The 25729-nt window shown below is 61.6% G+C and carries 20 protein-coding genes; 8 read left to right on the forward strand and 12 right to left on the reverse strand.

All coding sequences use genetic code 11. The annotated features are described in order from the left end of the window. Window positions 1-3 precede the first annotated feature (3 nt). Entirely contained in the window at window positions 4-933 is a 930-nt protein-coding gene (locus P7C00_RS29540) for a LysR family transcriptional regulator (RefSeq protein WP_346633114.1), read from the forward strand. Between the two features lie 237 nt (window positions 934-1170). Here P7C00_RS29540 and P7C00_RS29545 read toward each other — a convergent pair whose 3' ends face one another. From P7C00_RS29545 to bioB, 10 genes are all read right to left on the reverse strand, one after another. Continuing rightward, on the reverse strand, window positions 1171-2949 hold the full coding sequence (locus P7C00_RS29545; RefSeq protein WP_404937797.1) for an acyl-CoA dehydrogenase C-terminal domain-containing protein: 1779 nt from the start codon (window positions 2947-2949) through the stop codon (window positions 1171-1173). A 187-nt stretch (window positions 2950-3136) separates the two neighbouring features. Beyond that, window positions 3137-4933 carry an acyl-CoA dehydrogenase C-terminal domain-containing protein gene (locus P7C00_RS29550; protein ID WP_404937798.1) on the reverse strand — a complete coding sequence of 599 codons (1797 nt, stop codon included), beginning with the start codon at window positions 4931-4933 and terminating at the stop codon, window positions 3137-3139. 91 nt (window positions 4934-5024) lie between these two features. Beyond that, window positions 5025-6317: a GGDEF domain-containing protein gene (locus P7C00_RS29555; RefSeq protein ID WP_102861949.1), complete on the reverse strand. Its 1293-nt coding sequence runs from the start codon at window positions 6315-6317 to the stop codon at window positions 5025-5027. Between the two features lie 220 nt (window positions 6318-6537). Then, window positions 6538-8343, reverse strand: a complete 1806-nt coding sequence (locus P7C00_RS29560) for a phenylacyl-CoA dehydrogenase (RefSeq protein WP_346633117.1) — start codon at window positions 8341-8343, stop codon at window positions 6538-6540. Between the two features lie 295 nt (window positions 8344-8638). Continuing rightward, complete coding sequence (locus P7C00_RS29565) at window positions 8639-8935, reverse strand: pyrroloquinoline quinone biosynthesis protein PqqE (protein WP_346633118.1); 297 nt, start codon at window positions 8933-8935, stop codon at window positions 8639-8641. A gap of 107 nt (window positions 8936-9042) precedes the next feature. Next, on the reverse strand, window positions 9043-9723 hold the full coding sequence (bioD, locus tag P7C00_RS29570) for a dethiobiotin synthase (protein ID WP_346633119.1): 681 nt from the start codon (window positions 9721-9723) through the stop codon (window positions 9043-9045). Then, the gene (gene bioC, locus P7C00_RS29575; protein WP_404937799.1) at window positions 9720-10532 is read right to left on the reverse strand and encodes a malonyl-ACP O-methyltransferase BioC; all 813 of its coding nucleotides are present in this window, start codon (window positions 10530-10532) and stop codon (window positions 9720-9722) included. The genes bioD and bioC overlap by 4 nt, the downstream gene beginning before the upstream one ends. After that, complete coding sequence (locus tag P7C00_RS29580; RefSeq protein ID WP_404937800.1) at window positions 10525-11256, reverse strand: alpha/beta fold hydrolase; 732 nt, start codon at window positions 11254-11256, stop codon at window positions 10525-10527. The genes bioC and P7C00_RS29580 overlap by 8 nt, the downstream gene beginning before the upstream one ends. Then, complete coding sequence (bioF, locus tag P7C00_RS29585) at window positions 11249-12427, reverse strand: 8-amino-7-oxononanoate synthase (protein ID WP_346633122.1); 1179 nt, start codon at window positions 12425-12427, stop codon at window positions 11249-11251. Before bioF ends, P7C00_RS29580 begins: the two co-directional genes overlap by 8 nt. A gap of 132 nt (window positions 12428-12559) precedes the next feature. Then, window positions 12560-13615 (reverse strand): biotin synthase BioB, encoded by a 1056-nt coding sequence (gene bioB / locus P7C00_RS29590; RefSeq protein WP_346633123.1) that lies wholly within the window; start codon window positions 13613-13615, stop codon window positions 12560-12562. Between the two features lie 91 nt (window positions 13616-13706). Here bioB and P7C00_RS29595 point away from each other — a divergent pair, with 91 nt between their 5' ends. The 5 genes from P7C00_RS29595 (at window position 13707) to rarD (ending at window position 19533) form a co-directional block, all read left to right on the forward strand. Next, window positions 13707-14447, forward strand: coding sequence for a ComF family protein (locus P7C00_RS29595; RefSeq protein WP_404937801.1), 741 nt, complete (start codon window positions 13707-13709; stop codon window positions 14445-14447). Window positions 14448-14511: 64 nt separating this feature from the next. Then, entirely contained in the window at window positions 14512-15276 is a 765-nt protein-coding gene (locus P7C00_RS29600; protein ID WP_346633125.1) for a TOBE domain-containing protein, read from the forward strand. An 83-nt stretch (window positions 15277-15359) separates the two neighbouring features. After that, window positions 15360-17261, forward strand: coding sequence for a PhoX family phosphatase (locus tag P7C00_RS29605; protein WP_346633126.1), 1902 nt, complete (start codon window positions 15360-15362; stop codon window positions 17259-17261). A 159-nt stretch (window positions 17262-17420) separates the two neighbouring features. Beyond that, window positions 17421-18395, forward strand: a complete 975-nt coding sequence (locus tag P7C00_RS29610; RefSeq protein ID WP_404937802.1) for a serine/threonine protein kinase — start codon at window positions 17421-17423, stop codon at window positions 18393-18395. A gap of 250 nt (window positions 18396-18645) precedes the next feature. Next, complete coding sequence (gene rarD, locus P7C00_RS29615) at window positions 18646-19533, forward strand: EamA family transporter RarD (RefSeq protein WP_346633128.1); 888 nt, start codon at window positions 18646-18648, stop codon at window positions 19531-19533. A gap of 225 nt (window positions 19534-19758) precedes the next feature. On the opposite strand, the gene P7C00_RS29620 is transcribed toward rarD, so the two are convergent. Further along, window positions 19759-20277: a glycine cleavage system protein R gene (locus P7C00_RS29620; RefSeq protein ID WP_060841413.1), complete on the reverse strand. Its 519-nt coding sequence runs from the start codon at window positions 20275-20277 to the stop codon at window positions 19759-19761. 554 nt (window positions 20278-20831) lie between these two features. On the opposite strand from P7C00_RS29620, the gene P7C00_RS29625 reads away from it, so the two are divergent. Further along, complete coding sequence (locus P7C00_RS29625; protein ID WP_404937803.1) at window positions 20832-23009, forward strand: malate synthase G; 2178 nt, start codon at window positions 20832-20834, stop codon at window positions 23007-23009. A gap of 76 nt (window positions 23010-23085) precedes the next feature. Here the strand turns inward: P7C00_RS29625 and P7C00_RS29630 are convergent, their stop codons facing one another. After that, window positions 23086-23532 (reverse strand): response regulator, encoded by a 447-nt coding sequence (locus P7C00_RS29630; protein WP_346633130.1) that lies wholly within the window; start codon window positions 23530-23532, stop codon window positions 23086-23088. 258 nt (window positions 23533-23790) lie between these two features. On the opposite strand from P7C00_RS29630, the gene P7C00_RS29635 reads away from it, so the two are divergent. Next, the gene (locus tag P7C00_RS29635; protein ID WP_346633131.1) at window positions 23791-25725 is read left to right on the forward strand and encodes a putative nucleotidyltransferase substrate binding domain-containing protein; all 1935 of its coding nucleotides are present in this window, start codon (window positions 23791-23793) and stop codon (window positions 25723-25725) included. Window positions 25726-25729: the final 4 nt, after the last annotated feature.

The following is a 25729-nucleotide window of genomic DNA, read 5'->3' on the forward strand; positions in this document are numbered from 1 at the left end:
CTTATGGATTTCAAGCAACTGCGTTATTTCGTCGCGGTGTATGAAGAAGGCCACGTGGGCCGTGCAGCGGAGCGCCTGTCGATCTCACAACCGGCACTCTCCCAGCAGATCCGTCAATTGGAGCAGAACCTCGACGTCAGCCTGTTTGAACGCAGCAGCAAGCGCCTGTTGCCGACCCTGGCCGCCCATACGCTGTACAACCACGCCCTGCCTTTGCTCGACGGCCTGCAACAAGCCCGTGAGGCCCTGCGCAACTTCAAGGGCCAGGCCCTGCGCACCCTGGCCATCGGCGTACTGCAGACGGTGCATAGCAGCCTGGTGCCGCAGATGCTTGAACGAGTGCGCAAGGCCCAGCCCCACCTGGTGGTGCAGATCTACGAATTGACCGGCCTGGAGATCGAACGACGCTTGCTCAATGGCTCGCTGGACATCGGCATCAGCTACCTGCCGCCACGCCAACCAGGTTTGCATGGTGTCCCGCTGTATGAAGATGAGCTGACACTGGTCATACCCGAGCAGCATCCACTGCGCGAGTTCAAGAAGGTCTCCATGAGCCAGGCTGCAGAGTTGCCGATGCTGCTGTTGGGCGAGGAGTTTCAGATCCGCCAGATCTGGCAAGCGCAGCTGGCCAATCTGGGGCGGCGCCCCCAGGTGCAGGCGGAGCTGAACAATATGGCCGGTATTCTCGACAGCCTGCCCCATACACGACTGGCCACCGTACTTCCGGGGCGCTCACAACAACAGCACGGCAACAAGGAACTGCTGTGGAAGCCTCTGAGCGAGCCGAGGGTGCCATTGAAAGTCGGATTGGTCTGTCGGGATCTGCAGCGTCAACAAGGAACGCTGGAACTGCTAAGGACGTTATTGGAGGATTCGATGAATACCCAAGATGGGCGCTTGGGCGGCACTGCGGTGCCAGAAATCCTGGGTTGAAGTCGCGAAAATAAAAAACCCAGACAAAAGAAAACCCCGCCGAAGCGGGGCTTTGCAGACTGTTTCCCTGACATCCTTTTCACTCCGCCATCCTGGCAGAATCCTACGTGTCCATGTTGTTGCTTTGCGCTTCCTGCGCGACGTCCATGTGAAGTAGATTAGCCTCAGCCGTCATCTACCGATATGGACGATCAGCAGCACGTTATGTAAGAGATGACTTACAAACGCTCTCCTCAATTAAAACTGCTCAGCCTCTAACAGGAACAGCGATTCACTACCCGCTTTCACCGAGGCGGTCAGCGAGTGAATACGCGGCAGCAGACGGGCAAAATAGAACCGCGCAGTCCCCAGTTTGCTGGCATAGAAGTCCTCTTCCTGCTCCTTGCCCAGCGCCGCCTTGGCCATCAGGGCCCACATGTAGGCGTAGGCGGTGTAGCCAAAGACCTGCAGGTACTCCACCGAAGCCGCTCCGATCTCGTTGGGGTTACTGATGGCCCGATCCAACAGCCAGGCTGTCAGCTCATCCAGATTATCCAGAGCCTCATTCAAAGGCCGAGTGAATTCGCCCAGTTTCCCATCGGCGGTGGCGGTGAAATGGCGAATTTCATCGGCGAACAGGCTGTAGAACGCGCCGCCGCTGCCGACGATCTTGCGCCCCACCAGGTCCAGCGCCTGAATGCCGTTGGTGCCTTCATAGATCTGGGTGATCCGCACGTCGCGCACCAACTGCTCCTGGCCCCACTCACGGATGTAGCCGTGGCCGCCGAAGATCTGCTGGCCATGAACCGTGGTCTCCAGGCCAAGGTCAGTAAGGAACGCCTTGGCCACGGGAGTCAGCAAGGCCACCAGGCTTTCCGCGCGCTTGCGGGTCTCGGCATTTTCGCTGAACTTGGCGGTATCCAGCTGCATCGCCACATAGGTGGAGAATGCCCGGCCACCTTCGTTGGCAGCCTTCATGGTCAGCAGCATGCGCCGCACGTCCGGGTGCACGATGATCGGGTCGGCGACCTTGTCCTTGGCTTGTGGCCCGGTCGGCGAACGGCTCTGCAGGCGGTCACGGGCATATTCCACAGCGTTCTGATAGGAGCGCTCACCGGTGGCCAGCCCCTGGATACCCACACCCAGGCGCTCGTAGTTCATCATGGTGAACATTGCTGCCAAGCCCTTGTTCGGCTCGCCCACCAGATAACCTATGGCTTGATCGAAGTTCATCACACAGGTGGCCGAGGCCTGGATACCCATCTTGTGTTCGATCGAACCGCAGCTCACCGGGTTGCGCTCACCCAGGCTGCCATCGACGTTGACCATGAACTTGGGCACCAGAAACAGGGAGATCCCCTTGGGCCCGGCCGGCGCATCCGGCAGCTTGGCCAGCACCAGGTGAATGATGTTTTCCGTCAGGTCGTGCTCACCACCGGTAATGAAGATCTTGGTCCCGCTGATGGCATAGGAACCGTCAGACTGAGGCTCGGCCTTGGTGCGAATAATCCCCAGGTCGGTACCGGCATGGGGCTCGGTCAGGCACATGGAACCGGCCCAGACACCAGCGTACATGTTCGGCAGGTAGGTGGTTTTCAGCTCTTCGCTGGCGTGGGCGTTAATCGACAGGCAAGCCCCGGCGGTCAGCATGGGATACAGGCCGAAGGCCAGGCTCGCGGAATTGACCATTTCTTCGACCTGGGCCGATACCGCCTTGGGCATCCCCATGCCACCGAACTCCGGATCACCGCCCACACCGACCCAGCCGCCTTCGGCGTACGTCTGGTAGGCCTGTGGAAAACCTTCCGGAGTGGTCACTGTCGTGTCCTTCCAGTGACAACCTTCCTCATCGGCGCTACGGCTCAGCGGAGCGATGCTTCTGGCAGTGACTTTGCCCGCTTCCTCCAGAATCGCCTCAACCGTCTCGGCGTCCACAGTTTCGGCCAGAGCTGGCAGTTGAGCCCAGAGTTTGGCGACCTCGAAGACTTCATTGAGGACGAAGCGCATATCGCGCAGGGGCGCTTTGTAGTCAGCCATGGCAAACCTCGCAAGATCTAAACAAGCGGGCCACAACGGGCCCATTTACGAAAAGCCGAGTGTACCCGAACAACTTTTGCGACACATAGGGTCAACTCATGACTTTATTGTTAATTTTAGTCACAACCAGATCCTCGCAAGAAAAAGCCCGCGAGAAGCGGGCCTTGTCCAGGGCACATCAGCGTACTTACAAGGCGAACATCTCCGCCGGCAGGCTCATCACGCAATCACTGCCTGCTTCGATTGCCGCCAGATGGGCGCCGGTACGTGGCAGCAGGCGCTTGAAGTAAAACGCACAGGTGGCCAGCTTGGCGGTGGCGAAATCGCCGTCGCTTTCACCCGCATCGAGTTGTTGCTGAGCCACCAGGGCCATACGCAGCCAGAGATAGCCCAGGACGATGTAACCGCTGTACATCAAGTAATCCAGGGCTGCGGCACCCACTTCCTCCGGGTTCTTCATGGCGGCCATGCCCACCTGGGTGGTCAACTCGCCCCATTGACGATTCAGACCATCGAGCTGCGCAACGTGGGCCTTCAACTGCGGATGCTCGGCATTGGCCACGCAGAACTTGTGCACGATCCTGGTGAAACCCAGCAACAGCTTGCCCTGGCTACCCAGCACCTTGCGGCCCAGCAGGTCCAGGGCCTGGATACCGTTGGTGCCCTCATAGATTGGCGCGATGCGACAGTCACGCACCAGCTGTTCCATGCCCCACTCACGAATGTAGCCATGGCCGCCAAACACCTGCATGCCGTGATTGGTCACCTCCAGCCCGGTCTCGGTCATGAAGGCCTTGCAGATCGGGGTGAGGAACGCCAGGAGGTCCTCTGCCTGCTGACGCTGCGCCTGGTCGCGACTCAGATGAGCCACATCCAGCAATTGGGCGGTGAAATAGGCCAAAGCCCGGTTGCCCTCATTGAACGCCTTCATGGTCAGCAGCATGCGCCGCACGTCGGGGTGGACGATGATCGGGTCAGCCGCCTTGTCCGGCGCCTTGGGCCCGGACAAAGAGCGCATCTGCAAACGATCGTTGGCGTACTTGATCGCTCCCTGAAAGCTGGCCTCCCCCAGGCACAGCCCCTGCATTCCGGTGCCCAGGCGCGCGTGATTCATCATGGTGAACATGCAGTTCAGGCCTTTGTTGGCCTCGCCGATCAGGAAGCCCTTGGCGCCGTCGAAGTTCAGTACACAGGTGGCCGAGGCCTTGATTCCCATCTTGTGCTCGATGGAGCCGCAACTCACACCATTGCGCTCACCGACTTCACCTGCTGCGTCCGGCAGGAACTTTGGCACGATGAACAGGGAAATGCCTTTGGTCCCGGCCGGGGCGTCCGGCAGTTTCGCCAGCACCAAGTGAATAATGTTTTCACTCATGTCGTGCTCGCCGGCAGAGATGAAAATCTTGCTCCCCGATAACGCATAACTGCCATCGGCCTGTGGCACCGCGCGGGTCTTGATGATGCCCAGGTCGGTACCGCAATGGGCCTCGGTCAGGCACATGGTGCCGGTCCACTGCCCTGCGGTGAGCTTGTTCAGGTACAGCTGCTTCTGTTCGGCGGTGCCATGGGCATGAATCGCCGACATCGCACCATGGGTCAGCCCCGGGTACATGCCCCAGGAGGTGTTGCTGGAACCCACCATCTCGCTGATCACCAGCCCCAGGGAATGGGGCAGACCCTGGCCACCATAGGCAGGATCGGCGGCCAAGCCATGCCAGCCGCCTTCGACGTATTGGGCGAAAGCCTGTTTGAAACCTTTGGGGGTGGTTACGACGCCATTGTCGAAATGGCAGCCTTCCTCGTCACCGGAGCGGTTCAGCGGCGCCAGGACGTTCTCGCAGAACTTCGCCCCTTCCTCGAGGATCGCGCGGACCATGTCCGGGCTGGCGTCGCTGGCTCCCAGTGCGGCGTAACCGCCATGAAAGTCGAAGACATGATCGATCAGGAAGCACATGTCGCGCAGGGGAGCTTGATACTCGGGCATGGTGATTTCTCCGGCAGCAGGTTTCTCCAACCTACTGCCGCCGCCCTCAGCCTGCCAATGACGCTCCAGTCGCTGAATGCGCCATCATCACTCAACCCGCAGCCGTATCCATGCGCACTGCACCACGGCGATTCTGCCCGAATGCCATGACGCAGTTACGCCCCGCGCCCTTGGCGCTGTAGAGCGCCTGGTCGGCGGACTTGAGCACTTCCTCGGGAGTCCGGTGCTCCATCAGCCGCTCGGCGACACCGATACTGATGGTCACCGAAACACTGGAAGCCGCCGCAACGCCACGGCGTTGGCGGCCTTGCTGGTCGTCCTGGGGGCGATTGTCCTGGTTGCGCAACTGAATGTTGTAGGTAGCGATGATCTCGCGAATCATCTCCAGGTGCGGCATGCACTCGTCCAGGGTCTTGCCGGCAAATACCACGGCAAACTCTTCCCCGCCGTAACGATAGGCACGCCCACCGCCAGTGACTTTTGACAGTTTGCTGGCCACCAGGCGTAGCACCTGATCCCCGACATCGTGACCGTGGGTGTCGTTGAATTTCTTGAAGTGATCGACGTCAGTCATGGCCAGCACATAATTGCGTCCCAGACGCTGCATACGCTCATTAAGCGCCCGACGCCCCGGCAAGCCGGTCAACTCGTCACGGAACGCCATCTGATAAGCCTCATGGGCCACCGCCGCGGCGATCATCAGCATGACTTGACTGCACATGATGTTCAGAGTGAATGGCAGGATGAACGTCTTGGGCAGCATCCAGAACAAACCCAGCAAGCCCACCAACTGCGCTGCGTGCAGTGGGCGCGGACTGCGCCAGTACTGGATCGCCAGCAGCAGGAATGCCGCGAAAAATACTGGATACGACAACTGGATCAGGCTCATCCAACTGCCATGCAACGCCGGCCATCGGATCTCTGCCAACCAGTTCAGCAACGCCTGTGGGTAACTCTGCTCCAGGCCCAGAGCGACGCTGCCAAACGCCAATAACACGGCAAAACGCGCCACCATGTCCTGAAACAGGTGGGTGCGTTCCTGCCAGGCCGCAAACAGGCCAAATAACAAGGGTAGCAACAGGCAGCAGAGGTGGAATACCACCGCGGCATCTTCGCGGACCCGGCCGTTATCCCGGTAGAAATCGGTCTGGGTATCCAGCAGAAAGTAGGCGATGTACACCGTGACCATCAAAAACAGTTCGCGCTGGCGTCGGTACACAGCGCAATAGGCTCCGCCAAGCAATAGCACCAGTGTTGGCAGCACATTGAACAGCGAAGTGAAGAAGACGTTGAGGTCTTTGACGTAGGCGGCCGCCAGCCCCGCAAGCAGAAGCAGCAAAGACGGTAGAAAGTGACTGAAACGTACAGCGGAAGAACGCGGCAAGGGTAAAACTCCGACCCGGCTGATCAATAGATGGCATTGTGCCTTCATTTGTTGAAGTTAAGCACACGCGGTGTGACAGACATCACATTGCCATCTCTTTAACGGCAGGAAATCGCTTCTGCTTAGCGATTTAGTCGGGAATTTTCATGAAGATTCTGCAGGCACAAAAAAGCCGCCCGACCCGAAGGGCGAGCGGCTTTCTGAAAAGGTTCGGTGGGGCTTAGTAGGCCAGGCCGAAGTCCTCTTCCTTCATGTCCATCAGGTTGTTGGCACCCGACAGCATGGTTGCAACGTGAGTGCGGGTACGCGGCAGGATGCGCTGGAAGTAGAAGCGCGCAGTCTGCAGCTTGGCGGTGTAGAAAGCCTCTTCGGTAGTGCCGGCTGCCAGCTTTTCAGCCGCCAGACGGGCCATGTCGGCCCAGAAGTAGGCCAGGCAGGCATAACCGGAGTACATCAGGTAGTCCACCGAGGCAGCACCCACTTCTTCACGGTCCTTCATCGCGGCCATGCCCACTTTCATGGTCAGCTCGCCCCACTCCTTGTTCAGTGCTGCCAGCGGTGCAACGAACTCCTTCACGGACTCATTGCCTTCGTTGTTCTGGCAGAACTTGTGGACGATTTTAGTGAACCCCTTGAGGGCTTCGCCTTGCGTCATCAGAACCTTGCGGCCCAGCAGGTCCAGGGCCTGGATGCCGGTGGTGCCTTCGTACAACATCGAGATACGGCTGTCGCGAACGTTCTGCTCCATGCCCCACTCAGCGATGAAGCCGTGGCCACCGTAGATCTGCACACCGTGGTTGGCGGACTCGAAGCCAACTTCAGTCATGAACGCCTTGGCGATTGGAGTCATGAACGCCAGCAGTGCATCAGCTTTCTTCTTCTCTTCTTCATCCACACCGTATTTGACGATGTCGACCTGCTTGGCGGTGAAGTACACCATCGCCCGGTTACCCTCGGCGAAGGCTTTCATGGTCAGCAGCATGCGACGTACGTCAGGGTGCACGATGATCGGATCAGCAGCCTTGTCCGGCGCTTTCGGGCCAGTCAGGGAGCGCATTTGCAAACGATCGCGAGCGTATTTCAGACCGCCCTGGAAGCCGATCTCGGCATGGGCCAGGCCTTGCAGAGCAGTACCCAGACGAGCGGTGTTCATAAAGGTGAACATGCAGTTCAGGCCTTTGTTCGCCGGGCCGATGAGGAAACCGGTGGCCGCGTCGAAGTTCATTACACAAGTGGCGTTGCCATGGATACCCATCTTGTGTTCCAGGGAACCACAGCTCACGGCGTTGCGCTGACCGACGCTGCCATCAGCGTTGGGCAGGAATTTGGGCACGATGAACAGCGAAATGCCTTTGGTGCCGGCCGGTGCATCCGGCAGGCGGGCCAGAACGATATGGACGATGTTGTCGGCCATGTCGTGCTCACCGGCGGAGATGAAGATCTTGGTACCGGTGACTTTGTAGGAACCATCAGCCTGAGGTTCGGCCTTGGTGCGCAGCATGCCCAGGTCGGTGCCACAGTGCGGCTCGGTCAGGCACATGGTACCGGTCCACTCGCCGGACACCAGTTTGGTCAGGTAAGCCTCTTGCTGCTCAGGAGTCCCGTGCTCGGAAATGGTGTTCATCGCGCCATGGGACAGGCCTGGGTACATGCCCCACGACCAGTTGGATTCACCGACCATTTCGCTGACTGCCAGGCCCAGGGATTCAGGCAGGCCCTGACCACCGTGCTCAACGTCGTGGGCCAGGCTAGGCCAGCCGCCTTCGACGAATTGCTTGTAGGCTTCTTTGAAGCCAGTCGGGGTCTTAACGCCGGATTCACTCCAAGTACAACCTTCCAGGTCGCCTACACGGTTCAGCGGCGCCAGTACCTGCTCACAAAACTTCGCACCTTCCTCGAGAATGGCGTCAACCATGTCCGGAGTGGCGTCCTGGCAAGCCGGGAGGCTCTGATAGTGCGCCTCATAGCCGAGCAGCTCGTCACGAACGAAGCGAATATCACGCAAGGGGGCCTTGTAGTCAGGCATAGCGATAAACCTCTGCTGATGTAACCGGGAATGAACAACCGCATCGAATTTTTATGGCGGTCAAACAGTTGTTTGAAACATACGTTTACGCCTAAATCTTGTCAAGCGTCGCGCAAATGCCTTTCGTCACCAGCACAAAATCAACGCCCAGGCGAACACCCACAGCACCGGCCATGAAATTGTAGGAGCCGGCTTGCCGACGATCAGCGATGCAGAGGAATAAAACGTGTTACAGAAAGGAAAGGCATGAAGACAAGCCTGCCTTCAATGGAAAGCAGGCTTTAGCAGAGGAGTATCAAGCGTAGGTATCGATCAGCGTACCGAGGACTTCATCAGAGGCCTTGGCGACCTTCACGCCCAGTTCCACCTGGATCTTGCCCATGGACATATCGACCATGCTGCTGGCCAGGTCCGAATCCTGGCTGCGATCCACGCCACGCAGACGATTGACCGAATCCACCGACGCCTGACTGTCGGCAGAGCGCTCAACGGCGCTGCTGGCGATCTGGCTGGAACCTTGATCGACACGATTCTGCCCAGTCTGAATCGCGTTCAGTCCGGCGTAGAAAGCGCTGTTCCCGGAAATTTCCATAGGAGAACTCGACCTTGAAAATGAATGACGGATGTTATTGAAGCAGACCCGTCAAAAAAACACCCGTCAAAAACACTAATGGCAATGTGCCTTGCCATAGGCAAAATCTAGTCCAGCAGATCCAACTGCAGATGCTCGGCCACCGCCTCGGCACTGGCTGGCTTGAGTCGCGGCACCCGACCCAGGCACGGCGCGGGCAAGCGCTCGGCCAAAGTCGCGAGGTTTTCTTCCAGACGAGAGGTCTTCGGATCGATGATATTGGCTACCCAGCCCGCCAGTTGCAGACCGTCCTGGGCAATGGCCTCGGCGGTCAACAATGCATGGTTGATGCAACCCAGACGCACACCCACCACCAGAATCACCGGCAAGCCCAGCGCCATGGCCAGATCCGACAGATTGTCCTGATCCGCCAGAGGCACTCGCCAGCCACCCGCGCCTTCGATCAGGGTGAAGTCCGCGCCCTTGGCCAGAAGGTGACGCATGGGCGTCAGCAATGACTGCACTGTCAGCGCTACCCCGGCTTCTCGCGCCGCCAGGTGCGGTGCGATGGGCGGCTCGAAAGCGATCGGATTGACCTCTTCATAGCTCAATGGCAACGACGACTGTGCCAGCAACGCCAGAGCATCGGCGTTGCGCAGGCCCTTGGCGCTCAACTCGCATCCGGAGGCCACAGGTTTGCCTGCCGCGGTACTCAACCCGGCCAGCCGCGCTGCATGCAGCAACCCCGCGGCAATGGTGGTTTTACCCACATCGGTGTCGGTGCCGGTAATGAAATAGGCAGCACTCATAACGGTTTCTCCAACACGGCATACACCACCTGATAGGTCGCCGGCAGTCCCTGGGACTGACGAAAACCCTCGTAAGCCTCGATCAACCCGGCGATACGCGCCCGTCCGGTGAGGCCGCCGGGACGACCGGGATTCAGATTGTGTGCCCCCAAGGCTTTCAACTCATGGGTCAGACTACGCACATCCGGGTAATGCAGGACATGGGGAACACTCTCCAGGCTACGTACCTGCAAACCACTGGCATCGCACAAGTGGCGATAGCGTGCGAACTCACGAAAGCGATTGACGTGGACCTGCCCATCGACCCGCCCCCAGCTCTCACGCAGCTCCTGCAAGGTGCCGACACACAGACTGGCGAACGCCAGCACGCCTCCCGGTTTCAGCACCCGCCGGGCTTCACTGAGCACTGCCGCAAAATCCGCGCACCATTGCACCGCCAGGCTGGAGAAAATCAGCTCGCAGCTGCTGCTCTGCAACGGCAGGCGCTCAGCATCTCCGGCCAAGAAGTGCTCGGCGCCACCCAGAGGCCGCGCGTGCTTGAGCATGCCCTCGGCAATATCCAGAGCCAGACCCTGACTGCCGGCGAAGCGTGCCCCCAGCACTCGACTGAAATGGCCCGTACCGCAGCCCAAATCCAGCCAGCGCGCAGGCGTCCAGCCTTCAGGCAAACGGCTCAGCAATTGCTGGCCGACCGTGCGCTGCAACTCGGCAACGCTGTCGTAACTGGCTGCGGCGCGGGAAAACGAAGCCGCCACCTGACGCTTGTCAGGCAGGCCTGCGGGCAAGACAGGAACAGACAAATCAGTCATCACCGGACTCATGCAAGAAAGCCTGGATTGCCCCCGCCACTCCGTGGGGATCCTCCAGAAGAAAACCGTGGCTGGCCTGCTCAATCAGACCAACTTCTACATCCGGCAACAACGCCAGCAGCTCGCTGGCGGCCTCGACGGGCACCAAGCCATCAAGCCCGGCGAACAGGTGCAACTGCGGCCCGCCAAACTCCTGCAACGCCGCTCGACTATCCAGCTGCGCCAGCAACTCCAAGCCCGCCATCAACACCGGCCCTGGGGTCGTCGGGGCGCCGCCCAGGAGCAACCGCGACAAACCTCGTGGGTCGGCAGCACCTTGGGCACAGAGCAGAGAAAAGCGCTTGAGGGTCGTTCGCGGATCAGCGGCGCAGCCGGCCAGGAAACCGTCGAAGGTTTGCGCAGCCATGGCACTGGACCACTGCTCATGCGCGACGAAACTGGGGTTGCTGGCCAGGGTCAGCAGGCCGCAGCAGCGCTCGCCGCGACGAGCCGCCAACTCCGAAGCGAGCATGCCACCCAGAGACCAGCCCCCCAGCCAGGCATTGTCCGGTATCGCGTCATCGAGTTCGTCCAGCCATTCCTGCAGATCACTGGAGGTCAGTTCCGGCAGCGGCTCGATCTCTACCCGCAAGTGTTCGTCCAGTCCCTGCAACGCTGCCGCCAAGGGTTGCAGAGGCGACACACCCAGCCCCCAGCCCGGCAACAGAATCAGTCGATCACGCATGGCTCGGCCCCGTTTGCAGTTCACTGAAACAATCCGCCAACGCGCTTAACAATAGCTGGACCTGCGCCTCGCTGTGGGCTGCGGACAAGGTCACCCGCAGCCGCGCACTGCCGGCCGGTACAGTCGGCGGACGGATGGCCGTGACCATGATTCCCCGCGAACGGAGCATCCGTGACAACTCCACGGCCCGGGCACTGTCGCCCACCATGATCGGCTGGATCGGCGTAAAGCTGTCCATCAGCTCCAGGCCGATCTGCTCGGCGCCCTGACGGAACTGACGGATCAGGTTCGCCAGGTGCTCACGCCGCCAGTGTTCGCTGCGCAGCAACTCCAGGCTTTTCAGGGTGGCGCAGGCCAGCGCCGGTGGCTGGCTGGTGGTGTAGATATAGGGCCGGGCGAACTGGATCAGGCTTTCGATCAGCTCTTCACTGCCGGCGACAAAGGCGCCGGCGGTACCGAAGGCCTTGCCCAGGGTGCCGACCAGCACCGGCACCTCATCCAGCCCCAGGCCGAAGTGTTCCACCAGCCCGGCACCGTTGGCCCCCAGCGGGCCAAAGCCATGGGCATCGTCCACCATCAACCAGGCACCGCGGGCCTTGGTTTCCCGAGCCAGGGCCGGCAGGTCGGCGACATCGCCGTCCATGCTGAACACCCCATCGGTGACCACCAGGGTATTGCCGGTGGCCTTCTCCAGACGTTTGGCCAGGCTCTCTGCATCGTTGTGCAGATAGCGATTGAAGCGCGCACCGGAGAGCAGGCCGGCATCCAGCAGGGAAGCATGGTTGAGACGGTCTTCCAGCACCGTGTCGCCCTGCCCCACCAACGCCGTGACCGCACCGAGATTGGCCATATAGCCCGTGGTAAACAGCAACGCCCGCGGACGCCCCGTGAGTTCGGCCAGGGCTTCTTCCAAAGCGTGATGGGGAGCGCTATGACCGATCACTAGATGAGAAGCACCGCCGCCCACGCCCCAGCGGCTGGCACCGGCGCGCCAGGCTTCGATCACCTGCGGGTGATTGGCCAGGCCCAGGTAGTCGTTGTTGCAGAAAGCCAGCAATGGCTGGCCGTCCACCACCACTTGCGGCCCCTGAGGGCTTTCAAGCAGCGGACGCTGGCGATAGAGATGTTCAGCACGACGGGCTGCAAGCCGTGCTGCGAGATCAAAAGACATGCTGGCCTCGATATTGGCTCACAGACACATTACCCGTAGGAACTGGCTTGCCAGCGAAACCGCCGACGCGAAACCCGTTGGACTTACGCAGTTCGCGGGATTCGCCGGCAAGCCGGCTCCTACCACAGGAGATCAGACGGCAGCGTTGTAGAACTGCTCGCTGCTCTTCTGCTCCACCAGGGCCTGCTCGATGGCCGCCTGGTGCACTTCGTCGGCATGTTCTTCCCGGGCTTCGGGCTGGATGCCCAGGCGCGCGAACAACTGCATGTCCTTGTCGGCCTGCGGGTTGGCGGTGGTCAGCAGCTTGTCGCCGTAGAAAATCGAATTGGCACCGGCGAAGAATGCCAGGGCCTGCATCTGCTCGTTCATCGCTTCGCGGCCGGCGGACAGACGCACGTGGGATTGCGGCATGAGGATCCGTGCCACGGCGAGCATGCGGATAAAGTCGAACGGGTCCACGTCCTCAGCGTTCTCCAGCGGCGTACCGGCCACCTTCACCAGCATGTTGATAGGCACCGACTCCGGGTGCTCCGGCAGATTGGCCAGCTGGATCAGCAGGCCGGCACGGTCGTCCAGGGACTCGCCCATGCCGAGAATGCCGCCGGAACAGATCTTCATCCCGGCGTCACGCACGTAGGCCAGGGTTTGCAGACGCTCGCTGTAGGTGCGGGTGGTGATGATGTTGCCGTAGAACTCCGGCGAGGTGTCGAGGTTGTGGTTGTAGTAGTCCAGGCCAGCCTTGGCCAGGGCCTCGGTCTGGTCCTGATCGAGACGGCCCAGGGTCATGCAGGTTTCCAGGCCCATGGCTTTCACGCCTTTGACCATCTCCAGCACATAGGGCATGTCCTTGGCCGAAGGGTGCTTCCAGGCGGCGCCCATGCAGAAACGCGTAGAGCCGATGGCCTTGGCCCGAGCGGCCTCCTCCAGCACCTTCTGCACTTCCAGGAGTTTTTCCTTTTCCAGACCGGTGTTGTAGTGGCCGGACTGCGGACAATATTTGCAATCTTCCGGGCAGGCGCCGGTCTTGATCGACAGCAAGGTGGAAACCTGGACCCGATTGGCATCGAAATGCGCGCGGTGCACCGTCTGCGCCTGGAACAGCAAGTCATTGAACGGCTGGACGAACAGGGCTTTGACTTCAGCCAAAGTCCAGTCATGACGCAGGGTAGCGGTGGTGCTGGCGCTCATGGGCGATTCCTTGATTATGCTTGGCAAGCGGCGCGGGACAGGGAAAGTCCACAGCCGCAACACGGATGTTCGGCATATTTAAGGAAGAGCCATGCACTGTCAACCCGAATACAAAGGACCGGTTTACATCTGGTCAAAAAACAAACAGATCTGTTTGCTATGCGATGAACCCAGCGATTCAGCTCTGGCCCTGTGCAGTTCATGTCAGGACGAACTGCCCTGGCTCGGCGCCCAATGCTCAGTCTGCGCCCTGCCCCTGCCCGCCGCCGACCTGATCTGTGGCCAGTGCCTGCAACGTCTCCCCGCATTTCGACGGGTCATCGCCCCCTGGCGTTACGATTTTCCGGTGGACAGCCTGATCAGCCGTTTCAAACACCATGAAAAGTGGCCTTTTGGCCGTCTGATGGCCGAGCTTCTCAGCCAATACCTTCACTATCGCTACGATGAAGGCCTGCCCCGGCCAGACTGCCTGCTGCCGGTGCCGCTGTCCCGCCGACGCCTGCGCCAGCGGGGCTTCAACCAGGCCGGCATGCTGGCCCAGTGGCTGGGAGAGCAACTGCAACTGGCGGTGGAACCCCATCTGCTGCTACGTACCCAGGACACCCCGGCGCAACAAGGCCTGGGTGCCCGTGCCCGTCATCGCAACCTGAACCAGGCCTTCGCCCTCACCGCCGACGCGCCTGTGGTCGGCCGGCACCTGGCCCTGGTGGACGACGTCCTCACCACCGGTGCCACCGCCCAGGCCCTGGCCCGGCTGCTGATCAACGCCGGCGCCCGTCAAGTGGATGTCTATTGCCTGGCCCGGACCGCAAGACCCGACACCCCCGACTGACTTGACTCTCATCGCTCAAGCCGCAAACTCCCTGTCCATCTTCGGTGCCCAAAGCGTCCTTGCCATGTCCTTGCCCACTCTGTTGACCCAGCACATCGTCCGCCGCCCGCAACGCATCGCCCTGCTGCAACACATTGCCGAACAGGGCTCCATCACCCGCGCGGCCAAAAGCGCCGGCCTGAGCTACAAGGCCGCCTGGGATGCCATCGATGAGCTGAACAACCTGGCCCAGAGTCCGCTGGTAGAACGCAGCGTCGGCGGCAAGGGCGGTGGCGGGGCCAAGCTCTCCGCCGAGGGCGAACGCGTGCTGCGCCTTTACCAACGCCTGCAAGCACTGCAGGCCCAAGTGCTGGAAGCCGCAGAAGATGCCAGCGATCTCGATCTGCTGGGGCGCCTGATGCTGCGCACCAGTGCCCGCAACCAGCTGCACGGCAAGATCCGCGGGATCGAGCCTCAAGGCTGCAATGACCTGATCAGCCTGGAACTGCCAGAAGGCCTGATCCTCAAGGCGCAGATCACCCACGACAGCACCCAGCGCCTGGAGCTGGCCCCCGGCACCGAAGTGGTGGCCTTGATCAAGGCCGGCTGGCTGGACCTGCATCCTGCCGATGCTCTGGTAACAACTGGACACAATTGCCTGAGCGGAATCATCGAGCAGATTCTCGACGCAGAAGATGGCCCCTGCGAGGTGCGCATCAGCCTGCCCAACGGCCAGACCCTCTGCGCCCTGGCCGAGCCGCACCGGCTCAAGACGCTGGAAATGACCGAAGGCAAACCGGTGCAGGTGCAGTTCTCTGCCTCCCATGTCCTGCTCGGCACCCCGTTGTAACCAGAGCGCAACGACTTCTGGCTGCAACATATTCGTCATAGGCGCTCATTAAGGTGGCTGCAAAAACCCGCAGGGAGCCTGATATGAGCCTGTTAGAAGAACACCAACCCACCGACCTGGAACAGATGGTCGGCCTCAGCCGTCGGGGTTTCATCGGCGCCGGCGCCCTGTGTGGCGCCGCCCTGTTTCTCGGTGGCGGACTGTTGAGCCGCAGCGCCCTGGCCGCCAGTGTCAGCGCCGGCAATAGCCAACTGCTGGGCTTTGCCGGCATTGCGGCCGCCACCAGCGACAAGATCACCCTGCCTGCGGGCTACACATCCTCGGTGCTGATCAGTTGGGGCCAACCGCTGGCCAAGAACGGACCGGCCTTCGACCCCAGCGGCAACGGTACCGCCCGGGCTCAGGAAGTGCAGTTCGGCGACAACAACGACGGCATGAGCCTGTTCGCCTTCCCGGACGACAAGCACCGGGCGCTGATGGCGATCAACAACGAATACACCAACTACCGCTACCTCTATCCCCACGGCGGCCAGCCGCAATCCGCCGAGGACGTGCGCAAGGCCCAGGCCAGCGAAGGGGTTTCGGTCATCGAAGTGCAGCGCAAGAACGGCCAGTGGCAGTTCGTCCAGGGTTCACGCTACAACCGACGCATCCACGGCAACACGCCGATCCGGCTCAGCGGCCCCGCCGCCGGCCACGACCTGCTCAAGACCAGCGCCGACCCCAAGGGCAAGAAAGTCCTCGGCACCTTCCAGAACTGCGCCAACGGCAAGACGCCCTGGGGCACTTATCTGACCTGCGAAGAGAACTTCACCGACTGCTTCGGCAGCAGTAACGCTGAGCAGAAGTTCGACGCGGCGCAGAAACGCTACGGCGCGGTGGTGACCAGCAAGGACATCAACTGGCACCCCCACGACCCGCGTTTCGACCTGGCAAAGAACCCCAACGAGCTCAACCGTCACGGCTGGGTAGTGGAAATCGATCCCTTCGACCCGCAATCGACACCGGTCAAACGCACCGCCCTGGGCCGCTTCAAACATGAAAACGCCGCCCTGGCACAAACACGCGACGGCCGCGCCGTGGTCTACATGGGCGACGATGAGCGCGGGGAATTCATCTACAAGTTCATCAGCCGCGACAAGATCAACCACCGCAACCCCAAGGCCAACCGCGACCTGCTGGACCACGGCACCTTGTACGTGGCGCGCTTCGATGCCGGCGACGGCAACCCGGACCGTCCCAAGGGCCAGGGTCAGTGGATCGAGTTGACTCACGGCAAGAACGGCATCGACGCCAGCAGCGGCTTCGCCGACCAGGCCCAGGTACTGATCCAGGCTCGACTGGCCGCCAGCGTGGTCCAGGCCACGCGCATGGACCGCCCGGAATGGATCGTGGTCAGCCCCAAGGACGGCCAGGTCTATTGCACCCTGACCAACAACGCCAAGCGTGGCGAAGACGGTCAGCCGGTGGGCGGCCCCAACCCGCGGGAGAAGAATGTCTACGGACAGATCCTGCGCTGGCGCACCGGCGGCGACGATCATGGCGCGATGAGCTTTTCCTGGGACCTGTTCGTGGTGGCCGGCAATCCCGGCGTGCATGCCGGCCAGCCCAAGGGCGGCTCGTCCAACATCACCCCGCAGAACATGTTCAACAGCCCCGACGGCCTGGGCTTCGACAAGGCCGGACGCCTGTGGATTCTCACCGACGGCGACTACAGCAACAGCGGCGATTTTGCCGGCATGGGCAATAACCAGATGCTCTGCGCCGACCCGGACAGCGGTGAAATCCGCCGTTTCATGGTCGGACCGGTGGGCTGCGAAGTCACCGGGATCGCCTTCGCCCCGGACCAGAAGACCTTGTTCGTCGGCATCCAGCACCCGGGAGAAACCGGTGGCTCGACCTTCCCCGAGCACCTGCCCAACGGCAAGCCACGTTCCTCGGTGATGGCTATCACCCGGGAAGATGGCGGCATCATCGGCGCCTGAACCCGCCCCTCGCCAAACCGGCCCCTACGCCCGTAGGAGCCGGCTCGCTGGCGAACCCGGCGCCCAGCCGAACCACCCGCAAACCCTCCCCCCACTGGCTCCCCGTCTGCGTTACCATGCTTGGCCGGACGCGGCAGCCTGCTGCGCGCAGGAGTAAGCATGTCGCACCCGTTTGAAACACTGACCCCCGACCTGGTTCTCGACGCCGTTGAAAGCATCGGTTTTCTCAGCGACGCCCGCGTGTTGGCGCTCAACAGCTACGAAAATCGCGTCTATCAAGTCGGCATCGACGAAGGCGAACCGCTGATCGCCAAGTTCTACCGCCCCCAGCGCTGGACCAACGAAGCGATCCTGGAAGAACACCGCTTCACCTTCGAACTCGCCGAGTGCGATGTGCCGGTGGTCGCGCCGATCATCCACGACGGCGCCAGCCTGTTCGAGCACGCGGGCTTTCGCTTTGCCCTGTTTCCCCGGCGTGGCGGACGCGCACCTGAACCGGGCAACCTGGATCAACTCTATCGCCTCGGGCAATTGCTCGGTCGCCTGCACGCCGTGGGCGCCATCCGCCCCTTCGAGCACCGCGAAGCCCTGGCCGTGAAAAACTTCGGTCATGACTCACTGGCGACCCTGCTGCAAGGCAACTTCATTCCCAAGAGCCTGCTGCCGGCCTACGAGTCCGTGGCCCGGGACCTGCTCAAGCGGGTGGAAGAGGTCTACCAGGCCACCCCGCACCAGAACATCCGCATGCACGGCGATTGCCACCCCGGCAACATGATGTGCCGCGATGAAATGTTCCATATCGTCGACCTGGATGACTGCCGCATGGGCCCGGCGGTGCAGGACCTGTGGATGATGCTGGCCGGCGACCGCCAGGAGTGCCTCAGCCAGCTCTCCGAGCTGATGGACGGCTACAGCGAGTTTCATGATTTCGACCCGCGGGAATTGGCCCTGATCGAACCGCTGCGAGCCCTGCGCCTGATGCACTACAGCGCCTGGCTGGCACGACGCTGGGACGATCCGGCCTTTCCCCACAGCTTCCCCTGGTTTGGCAGCGAACGTTACTGGGGTGAACAGGTCCTGGCCCTGCGCGAACAGTTGGCGGCCCTCAACGAAGAACCGCTCAAGCTGTTCTGACCCTGCCTGCAGGAACTGGCTTGCCAGCGAAGGGCCCCATGCGCTCGCCTTCGCCGGCAAGCCGGCTCCTACAAGAATCCGCCTCGATACAACGCTAACTGTAGGAGCTGGCTTGCCAGCGAAGAGGCCCGTAAGGTCGCATTGCCCACAAGCCCTCCCCCACAGAAACCGGCAGCGCAAAAGTCAGGACAGGTCTAGACAATTGTCCTTACAATCCCATCTTTGTTAGCTGCCTAAGCAAGGATTCTGCATGCAAGCCGCCAACCCGCGCCGCGGGTACATCCTGGGTCTGACCGCGTACATCATCTGGGGTCTGTTCCCGCTCTATTTCAAAGCCATCGCCAGCGTTCCTGCCGTGGAAATCATCGTCCACCGGGTGCTCTGGTCGGCGCTGTTCGGCGCCCTGCTGCTGATGGTGTGGAAGCACCCCGGCTGGTGGCGCGAGCTGCGGGAAAACCCCAGGCGCCTGGCCATCCTGGCCCTGAGCGGCACTCTGATCGCCGCCAACTGGCTGACCTACGTCTGGTCGGTGAACAACGGGCGCATGCTCGAAGCCAGCCTCGGCTACTACATCAACCCACTGGTCAACGTGCTGCTGGGCATGCTGATTCTTGGCGAGCGCCTGCGGCGCATGCAGTGGCTGGCGGTGATCCTGGCGGCGGTGGGCGTGGCCCAACAAGTGTGGCAGGTAGGCAGCCTGCCCTGGGTCTCGCTGATGCTGGCGCTGAGCTTCGGTTTCTATGGGCTGATCCGCAAGCAGGCGCCGGTCAAGGCCCTGCCCGGCCTGGTGGTGGAAACCTGGATGCTGGTGCCCATCGCCCTGGGTTGGCTACTGCTGCATCCCGATGCCAGCAGTGCCCATGCCGAATTCTGGAGCAGTTCCCAGGCCTGGTGGCTGGTAGCCGCCGGCCCGGTCACGCTGATCCCGTTGGTCTGTTTCAACGCCGCCGCCCGGGACCTGCCCTACACCACCCTGGGCTTCCTCCAGTACCTGGCGCCAACCCTGGTGCTGCTGCAAGCGGTGCTGTTGTTTGGCGAACATCTGTCCTCCAGCACCTTGCTGGCGTTCATGTTCATCTGGGCCGGCCTGGCGGTGTACAGCGTCGATGCCTGGTTCAGCCTTCGCGGGCGCCGCTGATCAATAAATGTACAAATCCATGCAGGCCATGCCATTCGTGGCCTGCAGCGGTTCTTCCCAAGGTTATCCACAACCTGATCCCCGCCGTTTGTGCACAAGCCATTGAAACTGCTGATTTTTTGATCAGAATACGGAACGCCGCGGCGGTACTGGGCTGGCGACGGGTCTCTACAGGTTATCCACAGGCGCATGCACGGATTACTGGGATAACCTGCGGGACGGGGTTCAGACCTCGCTGCGCAGCACCAACTCCACCATCAGATCGTCGGCCAGGGTTTCCAGGCGCGACTGCAACACATCCAGGGACAAAGTCAGGGGCACCGCCAGAATCGCCTCGGCATGAAACAGCGGCTCGCTGCTCATGGGCGCCGGGCGCACCTCGGTCACCAGCCGTTCGAGGTTGACCCCCTGCTCCGCCAGCAAGCGCGTGATATCCCGGACGATTCCCGGGCGATCATTGCCCACCAGTTCCATGGCGATGGGCTTCCAGGTGCAGGACTGCTCGATACCGCTTTCGGCGATCAATACCCGGATGCCCTGGGCCGAGAGCCCCTGCAAGGCATCCACCAACTCATCGTAGGCCTCGGCCGGGACCCCGACCCGCAAGATGCCGGCAAACTGCCCAGCCATGCGCGACAGACGGCTTTCCAGCCAGTTGCCCCCGTGCTCGGCGATGCACTGGGCAATCCGCTCGACCTGTCCGGCCTTGTCCGGGGCGAATACCGTGAGAACGAGATGGTCCATGGCGCAGCCCTCTTTTCATGATGAAAGAGCAATTATAGGCAGCCTCACTCCCCGCGCCTTCCAGCCCACATCGCAGCAGCTTGTGTAGGAGCTGGCTTGCCAGCGAAAGCGTCCGCAAGGCCGACGCAAACCCCGAAGGCCCTTTCGCCGGCAATCCGGCTCCTACGAGGGTGCATAGGGCAAAACACAAATCGTGTACAACTTTTTGTATTTATATGGAACAATCCACCGGCTTTTTGAGAACATCACGTTCCCCAGCGTGACCGCACTGCATTCTTAAGTCGCGGAACGACGTATTTAGTCTAATTTTCACAACCGCAATTCATCATGTAGTATGCCGCAGCGCGCACTACATAACGTTGGAACGATGTCTGCCAAAGCCTGATCGCAACCCTCGCAACCGCCCGTCAGCAAGGCTCTGCCGTTGATTGGAAGCACCCAGCCGCCAGCAATGGCATGTACTGGTGAACAGGGTTGTGCTTTAAATGGCCGCCGGCTTCATTGTTAATTTGAAGAGCTGAAAAGCGAAATAGCTGAGCAGAGTGAGGCAAGCAATGACTGAACACGTTCAAGTCGGTGGCCTGCAGGTCGCCAGAGTCCTGTTCGACTTCGTGAACAACGAAGCCATTCCCGGTACCGGCCTCACCGCCGACGCATTCTGGGCCGGTGCCGACAAGGTCATTCACGACCTGGCGCCGAAGAACAAAGCCCTACTCGCCAAGCGCGATGATTTCCAGGCGCGGATCGATGCCTGGCACCAGTCCCGTGCCGGCCAGGCCCACGATGCCGTGGCCTACAAAGCCTTCCTGCAAGACATCGGCTACCTGCTGCCAGAAGCGGCGGATCTCCAGGCCACCACCCAGAACGTCGATGAAGAAATCGCTCACATGGCCGGCCCGCAGCTGGTAGTGCCGGTGATGAACGCGCGCTTCGCCCTCAACGCTTCCAACGCCCGTTGGGGTTCGCTGTACGACGCCCTGTACGGCACCGACGCCATCAGCGAAGCCGATGGCGCGGAGAAAGGCAAAGGCTACAACAAGGTTCGCGGCGATAAGGTCATCGCCTTCGCCCGCGCCTTCCTCGATGAGTCGGCCCCACTGACTGCCGGCTCCCACGTGGACTCCGTGAGCTACAAGATCGTCGGCGGCAAGCTGGTGGTGGGCCTCAAGGGCGGCAGCAACAGCGGCCTGCGCAACGATGCCCAACTGATCGGCTATCAGGGCGATGCCGCAGCCCCCACCGCGATCCTGCTCAAGCACAACGGCCTGCACTTCGAGATCCAGATCGACGCCACCAGCCCGGTCGGCCAGACCGACGCCGCCGGGGTCAAGGACCTGCTGATGGAAGCGGCCCTGACCACCATCATGGACTGCGAAGATTCGGTCGCTGCCGTCGACGCCGACGACAAGGTGGTGATCTACCGCAACTGGCTCGGCCTGATGAAAGGCGACCTGGCAGAAGAAGTGGCCAAGGGCGGCAAGTCCTTCACCCGCACCATGAACGCCGACCGCGAATACACCGGCGTCAACGGTGAGCCGGTGAAACTGCACGGCCGTTCGCTGCTGTTCGTGCGTAACGTCGGCCATCTGATGACCATCGATGCGATCCTCGACAAGGATGGCAACGAAGTGCCGGAAGGCATCCTTGACGGCCTGGTCACCAGCCTCGCGGCGATCCACAACCTCAACGGCAATACCTCGCGCAAGAACAGCCGCACCGGTTCGATGTACATCGTCAAACCGAAGATGCACGGCCCTGAAGAAGCGGCGTTCACCAACGAACTGTTCGGCCGCATCGAAGACGTGCTGAACCTGCCGCGCAACACCCTGAAAGTCGGGATCATGGACGAGGAGCGCCGCACCACGGTCAACCTCAAGGCCTGCATCAAGGCGGCCAGCGAGCGCGTGGTGTTCATCAACACCGGCTTCCTCGACCGCACCGGCGACGAGATCCACACCTCCATGGAAGCCGGCGCCATGGTGCGCAAGGCCGACATGAAGGCCGAGAAATGGATCGGCGCCTACGAGAACTGGAACGTCGATATCGGTCTGTCCACCGGCCTGCAAGGCCGCGCGCAGATCGGCAAGGGCATGTGGGCCATGCCGGACCTGATGGCCGCCATGCTCGAGCAGAAGATCGCCCACCCGCTGGCCGGTGCCAACACCGCCTGGGTGCCGTCACCGACCGCCGCCGCCCTGCACGTGCTGCACTACCACAAGGTCGACGTGTTCGCCCGTCAGGCCGAACTGGCCAAGCGCACCCGCGCTTCGGTGGACGACATCCTGACCATCCCTCTGGCCAGCGACACCAACTGGTCGGCCGAGCAGATCAAGAACGAACTGGACAACAACGCCCAGGGCATTCTCGGTTACGTGGTGCGCTGGATCGACCAGGGCGTGGGTTGCTCGAAAGTGCCGGACATCAACGACGTCGGCCTGATGGAAGACCGCGCCACCCTGCGCATCTCCAGCCAGCACATCGCCAACTGGCTGCGCCACGGTGTGGTGACCCAGGAACAGGTGCTGGAAAGCCTCAAGCGCATGGCCCCGGTGGTTGACCGGCAGAACGCCAGTGACCCGCTGTACCGCCCGCTGGCTCCGGACTTCGACAGCAACATCGCCTTCCAGGCCGCCCTGGAGCTGGTGATTGAAGGCACCAAGCAGCCCAACGGCTACACCGAGCCGGTCCTGCACCGTCGTCGTCGCGAGTTCAAGGCCAAGAACGGCCTGTAACACCTCGCAGCAGCGCCAATGAAAAAGCCCCGGTCTAACAACCGGGGCTTTTTTTGTGCCGTGTGCCGAGGGACGGCTACAACACCACGCCCAGCTCATGCTTGACCAGGGCCAGCAACTTGCTGGTATCGATGGGCTTGAGCAGGAAGTCCACCACGCTCAAGTGCATGGCAGCAATGGCGTCGCGCACATCGGCGTCACCGGAAATGATGATGATCGGCAGCGCCGCCCGCTCCGATTCCCGCACCTGGCGGATCAGGTCAAGGCCACTGCAGGGGGCCATGCGCAGATCGGTGATCAGCAGGCCGATGGACTTGTTCGATTCGAGCAATTCGAGGGCGGCCTTGCCGCTGGCAGCGGTAAGGCAACGAATACCATCCAGGCCAAGAATTTCCGCGAGCAGTTCCCGTGCATCCTTGTCGTCATCGGCGATCAACACCCGCTGGGCCGGCAGATCCGGCTCCAGCATGACCGCACTCAGCGCCTCGCGCTCGGCGTCACTCAAAATATCGTGGTCGGGCATACATTTCTCTACATGAACAGATCAATCCCCTAGCACAGTGGTCAGACATCGCTAAGCAGGCCTCCAATGTGCACTTCGTCGGAAAAATTGCCAAGAGCCTTGATCAGAGCTTTTTCGCATCGATTACACGCCGCTCAAAGCCAAATGTCCGGGCTGCGACCGCTACCTAGACTTACGTCCAATGGGCACCTCGCGCTGGGAGTCCGACCATTGCCGTGATCCGACCACAACAAATCCAAAAAGACTGCGGTAATCGTTATGACTAAAGCGGACGCCTTCATCCAGGCAGGGAAGACCGCGGTGTTGCAGAACATCCAGGGGACCGTGCAGTTCCTGCAGCGGTTCCCGCCCTTCAACCAGATGGAAAACCTCCACCTGGCCTATCTGGTGGAACAATGCCAGCTGCGTTTCTACGGCCCCGGCGACAGCATCATCAAGCCTGCCGACGGCCCGGTTGAGCACTTCTATATCGTCAAGCAGGGCCGCGTGGTGGGCGAGCGCACCCACGCCGCCAAAGGCAGCACCGAAACCACCTTCGAGATCACCGCCGGCGAATGCTTCCCCCTGGCCGCGTTGCTGGGCGAACGCGCCACCCGCACCGAACACCGGGCCGCCGAAGACACCTTCTGCCTGCAACTGAACAAGAGCGCCTTCATCAAGCTCTTCGCCTTGTCCGCCGAGTTCCGCGACTTCGCCCTGCGCGGAGTCAGCAGCCTGCTGGATCAGGTCAATCAGCAGGTCAAGCAAAAGGCCGTGGAAACCCTCGGCACCCAATACTCGCTGAACACCCGCCTGGGCGATCTGGCCATGCGTCATCCCGTCGCCTGCTCCCCACAGATGCCCCTGCGTGAGGCCGTGGCCCTGATGCACGAGCAACAGGTGGGCAGCATCGTGGTCGTGGACGAGCGCAAGGCGCCCCTGGGGATCTTCACCCTGAGGGACCTGCGCCAAGTAGTTGCCGACTGCACCCAGGACCTCAACCAGCCCATCGAACGGCACATGACCCAGGCCCCTTTTTTCCTCAGCCCGGACCACAGTGCCTTCGACGCCGCCATCGCCATGACCGAGCGCCATATCGCCCACGTCTGCCTGGTGAAAGACCAGCGCCTGTGCGGCGTTGTCTCCGAGCGTGACCTGTTTTCCCTGCAACGGGTCGATCTGGTGCACCTGGCGCGCACCATCCGCAATGCTCCCCGGGTGGAGCACCTGGTGGCGCTGCGAGGCGAGATCGGCCAGTTGGTGGAGCGCATGCTGGCCCACGGTGCGTCGTCGACCCAGATCACCCACATCATCACCCTGCTCAACGATCACACCGTATGCCGGGTGATCGAGTTGACCCTGGCGGACAAGGGCGACCCGGGCGTGCCCTTCAGCTGGTTGTGCTTCGGCAGCGAAGGCCGGCGCGAACAGACTCTGCACACCGACCAGGACAACGGCATTCTATTCGAGGCCCGGGACGCGGCCCACGCCGCAGAGATTCGCGGCAAGCTGCTGCCCATTGCCCAGCAGATCAACCAGAGCCTGGCCCTGTGCGGCTTCACCCTGTGCAAGGGCAACATCATGGCCGGCAATCCCGAGCTGTGCCTGTCCCGCGCCGAATGGGCCCGACGCTTTGCCGCCTTCATCCGCGAGGCGACGCCGGAAAACCTGTTGGGTTCGAGCATCTACTTCGACCTGCGGGTGGTCTGGGGCGATGAACAAGGCGCCGAGCAACTGCGCCGGGGGATCCTCGACCAAGTCGGCGACAACCGCCTGTTCCAGCGCATGCTGGCGGAAAACGCCCTGCGTCAGCGGCCACCGGTGGGCCGCTTCCGCGAATTCGTCCTGGCCAAAAAGAACGGTGAAAAAGCCACCCTCGACCTCAAGGTCCAGGGCCTCACCCCCTTCGTCGACGGCGCCCGGCTGCTGGCCCTGGCCAATGGCATCGGTGCGATCAATACCCTGGAGCGCTTGCGCCAACTGGTGTCCAGGCAAGTCATAGAACCCCTGGACGGCGCAGCGTACGAAGAGGCCTATCACTTCATCCAGCAGACCCGCATGCAGCAGCATCAACGCCAGACCCGGGAGAACCAGCCCTACTCCAATCGGGTCGACCCGGACAGCCTCAATCACCTGGACCGACGCATCCTGCGTGAGTCCCTGCGCCAGGCCCAGCGCCTGCAAAGCAGTCTGGCCCTGCGGTACCAGCTATGAGTTA

Origin of the sequence: Pseudomonas sp. JDS08PS003 (assembly GCF_045013505.1) — a bacterium.
Classification (GTDB): domain Bacteria; phylum Pseudomonadota; class Gammaproteobacteria; order Pseudomonadales; family Pseudomonadaceae; genus Aquipseudomonas; species Aquipseudomonas protegens_B.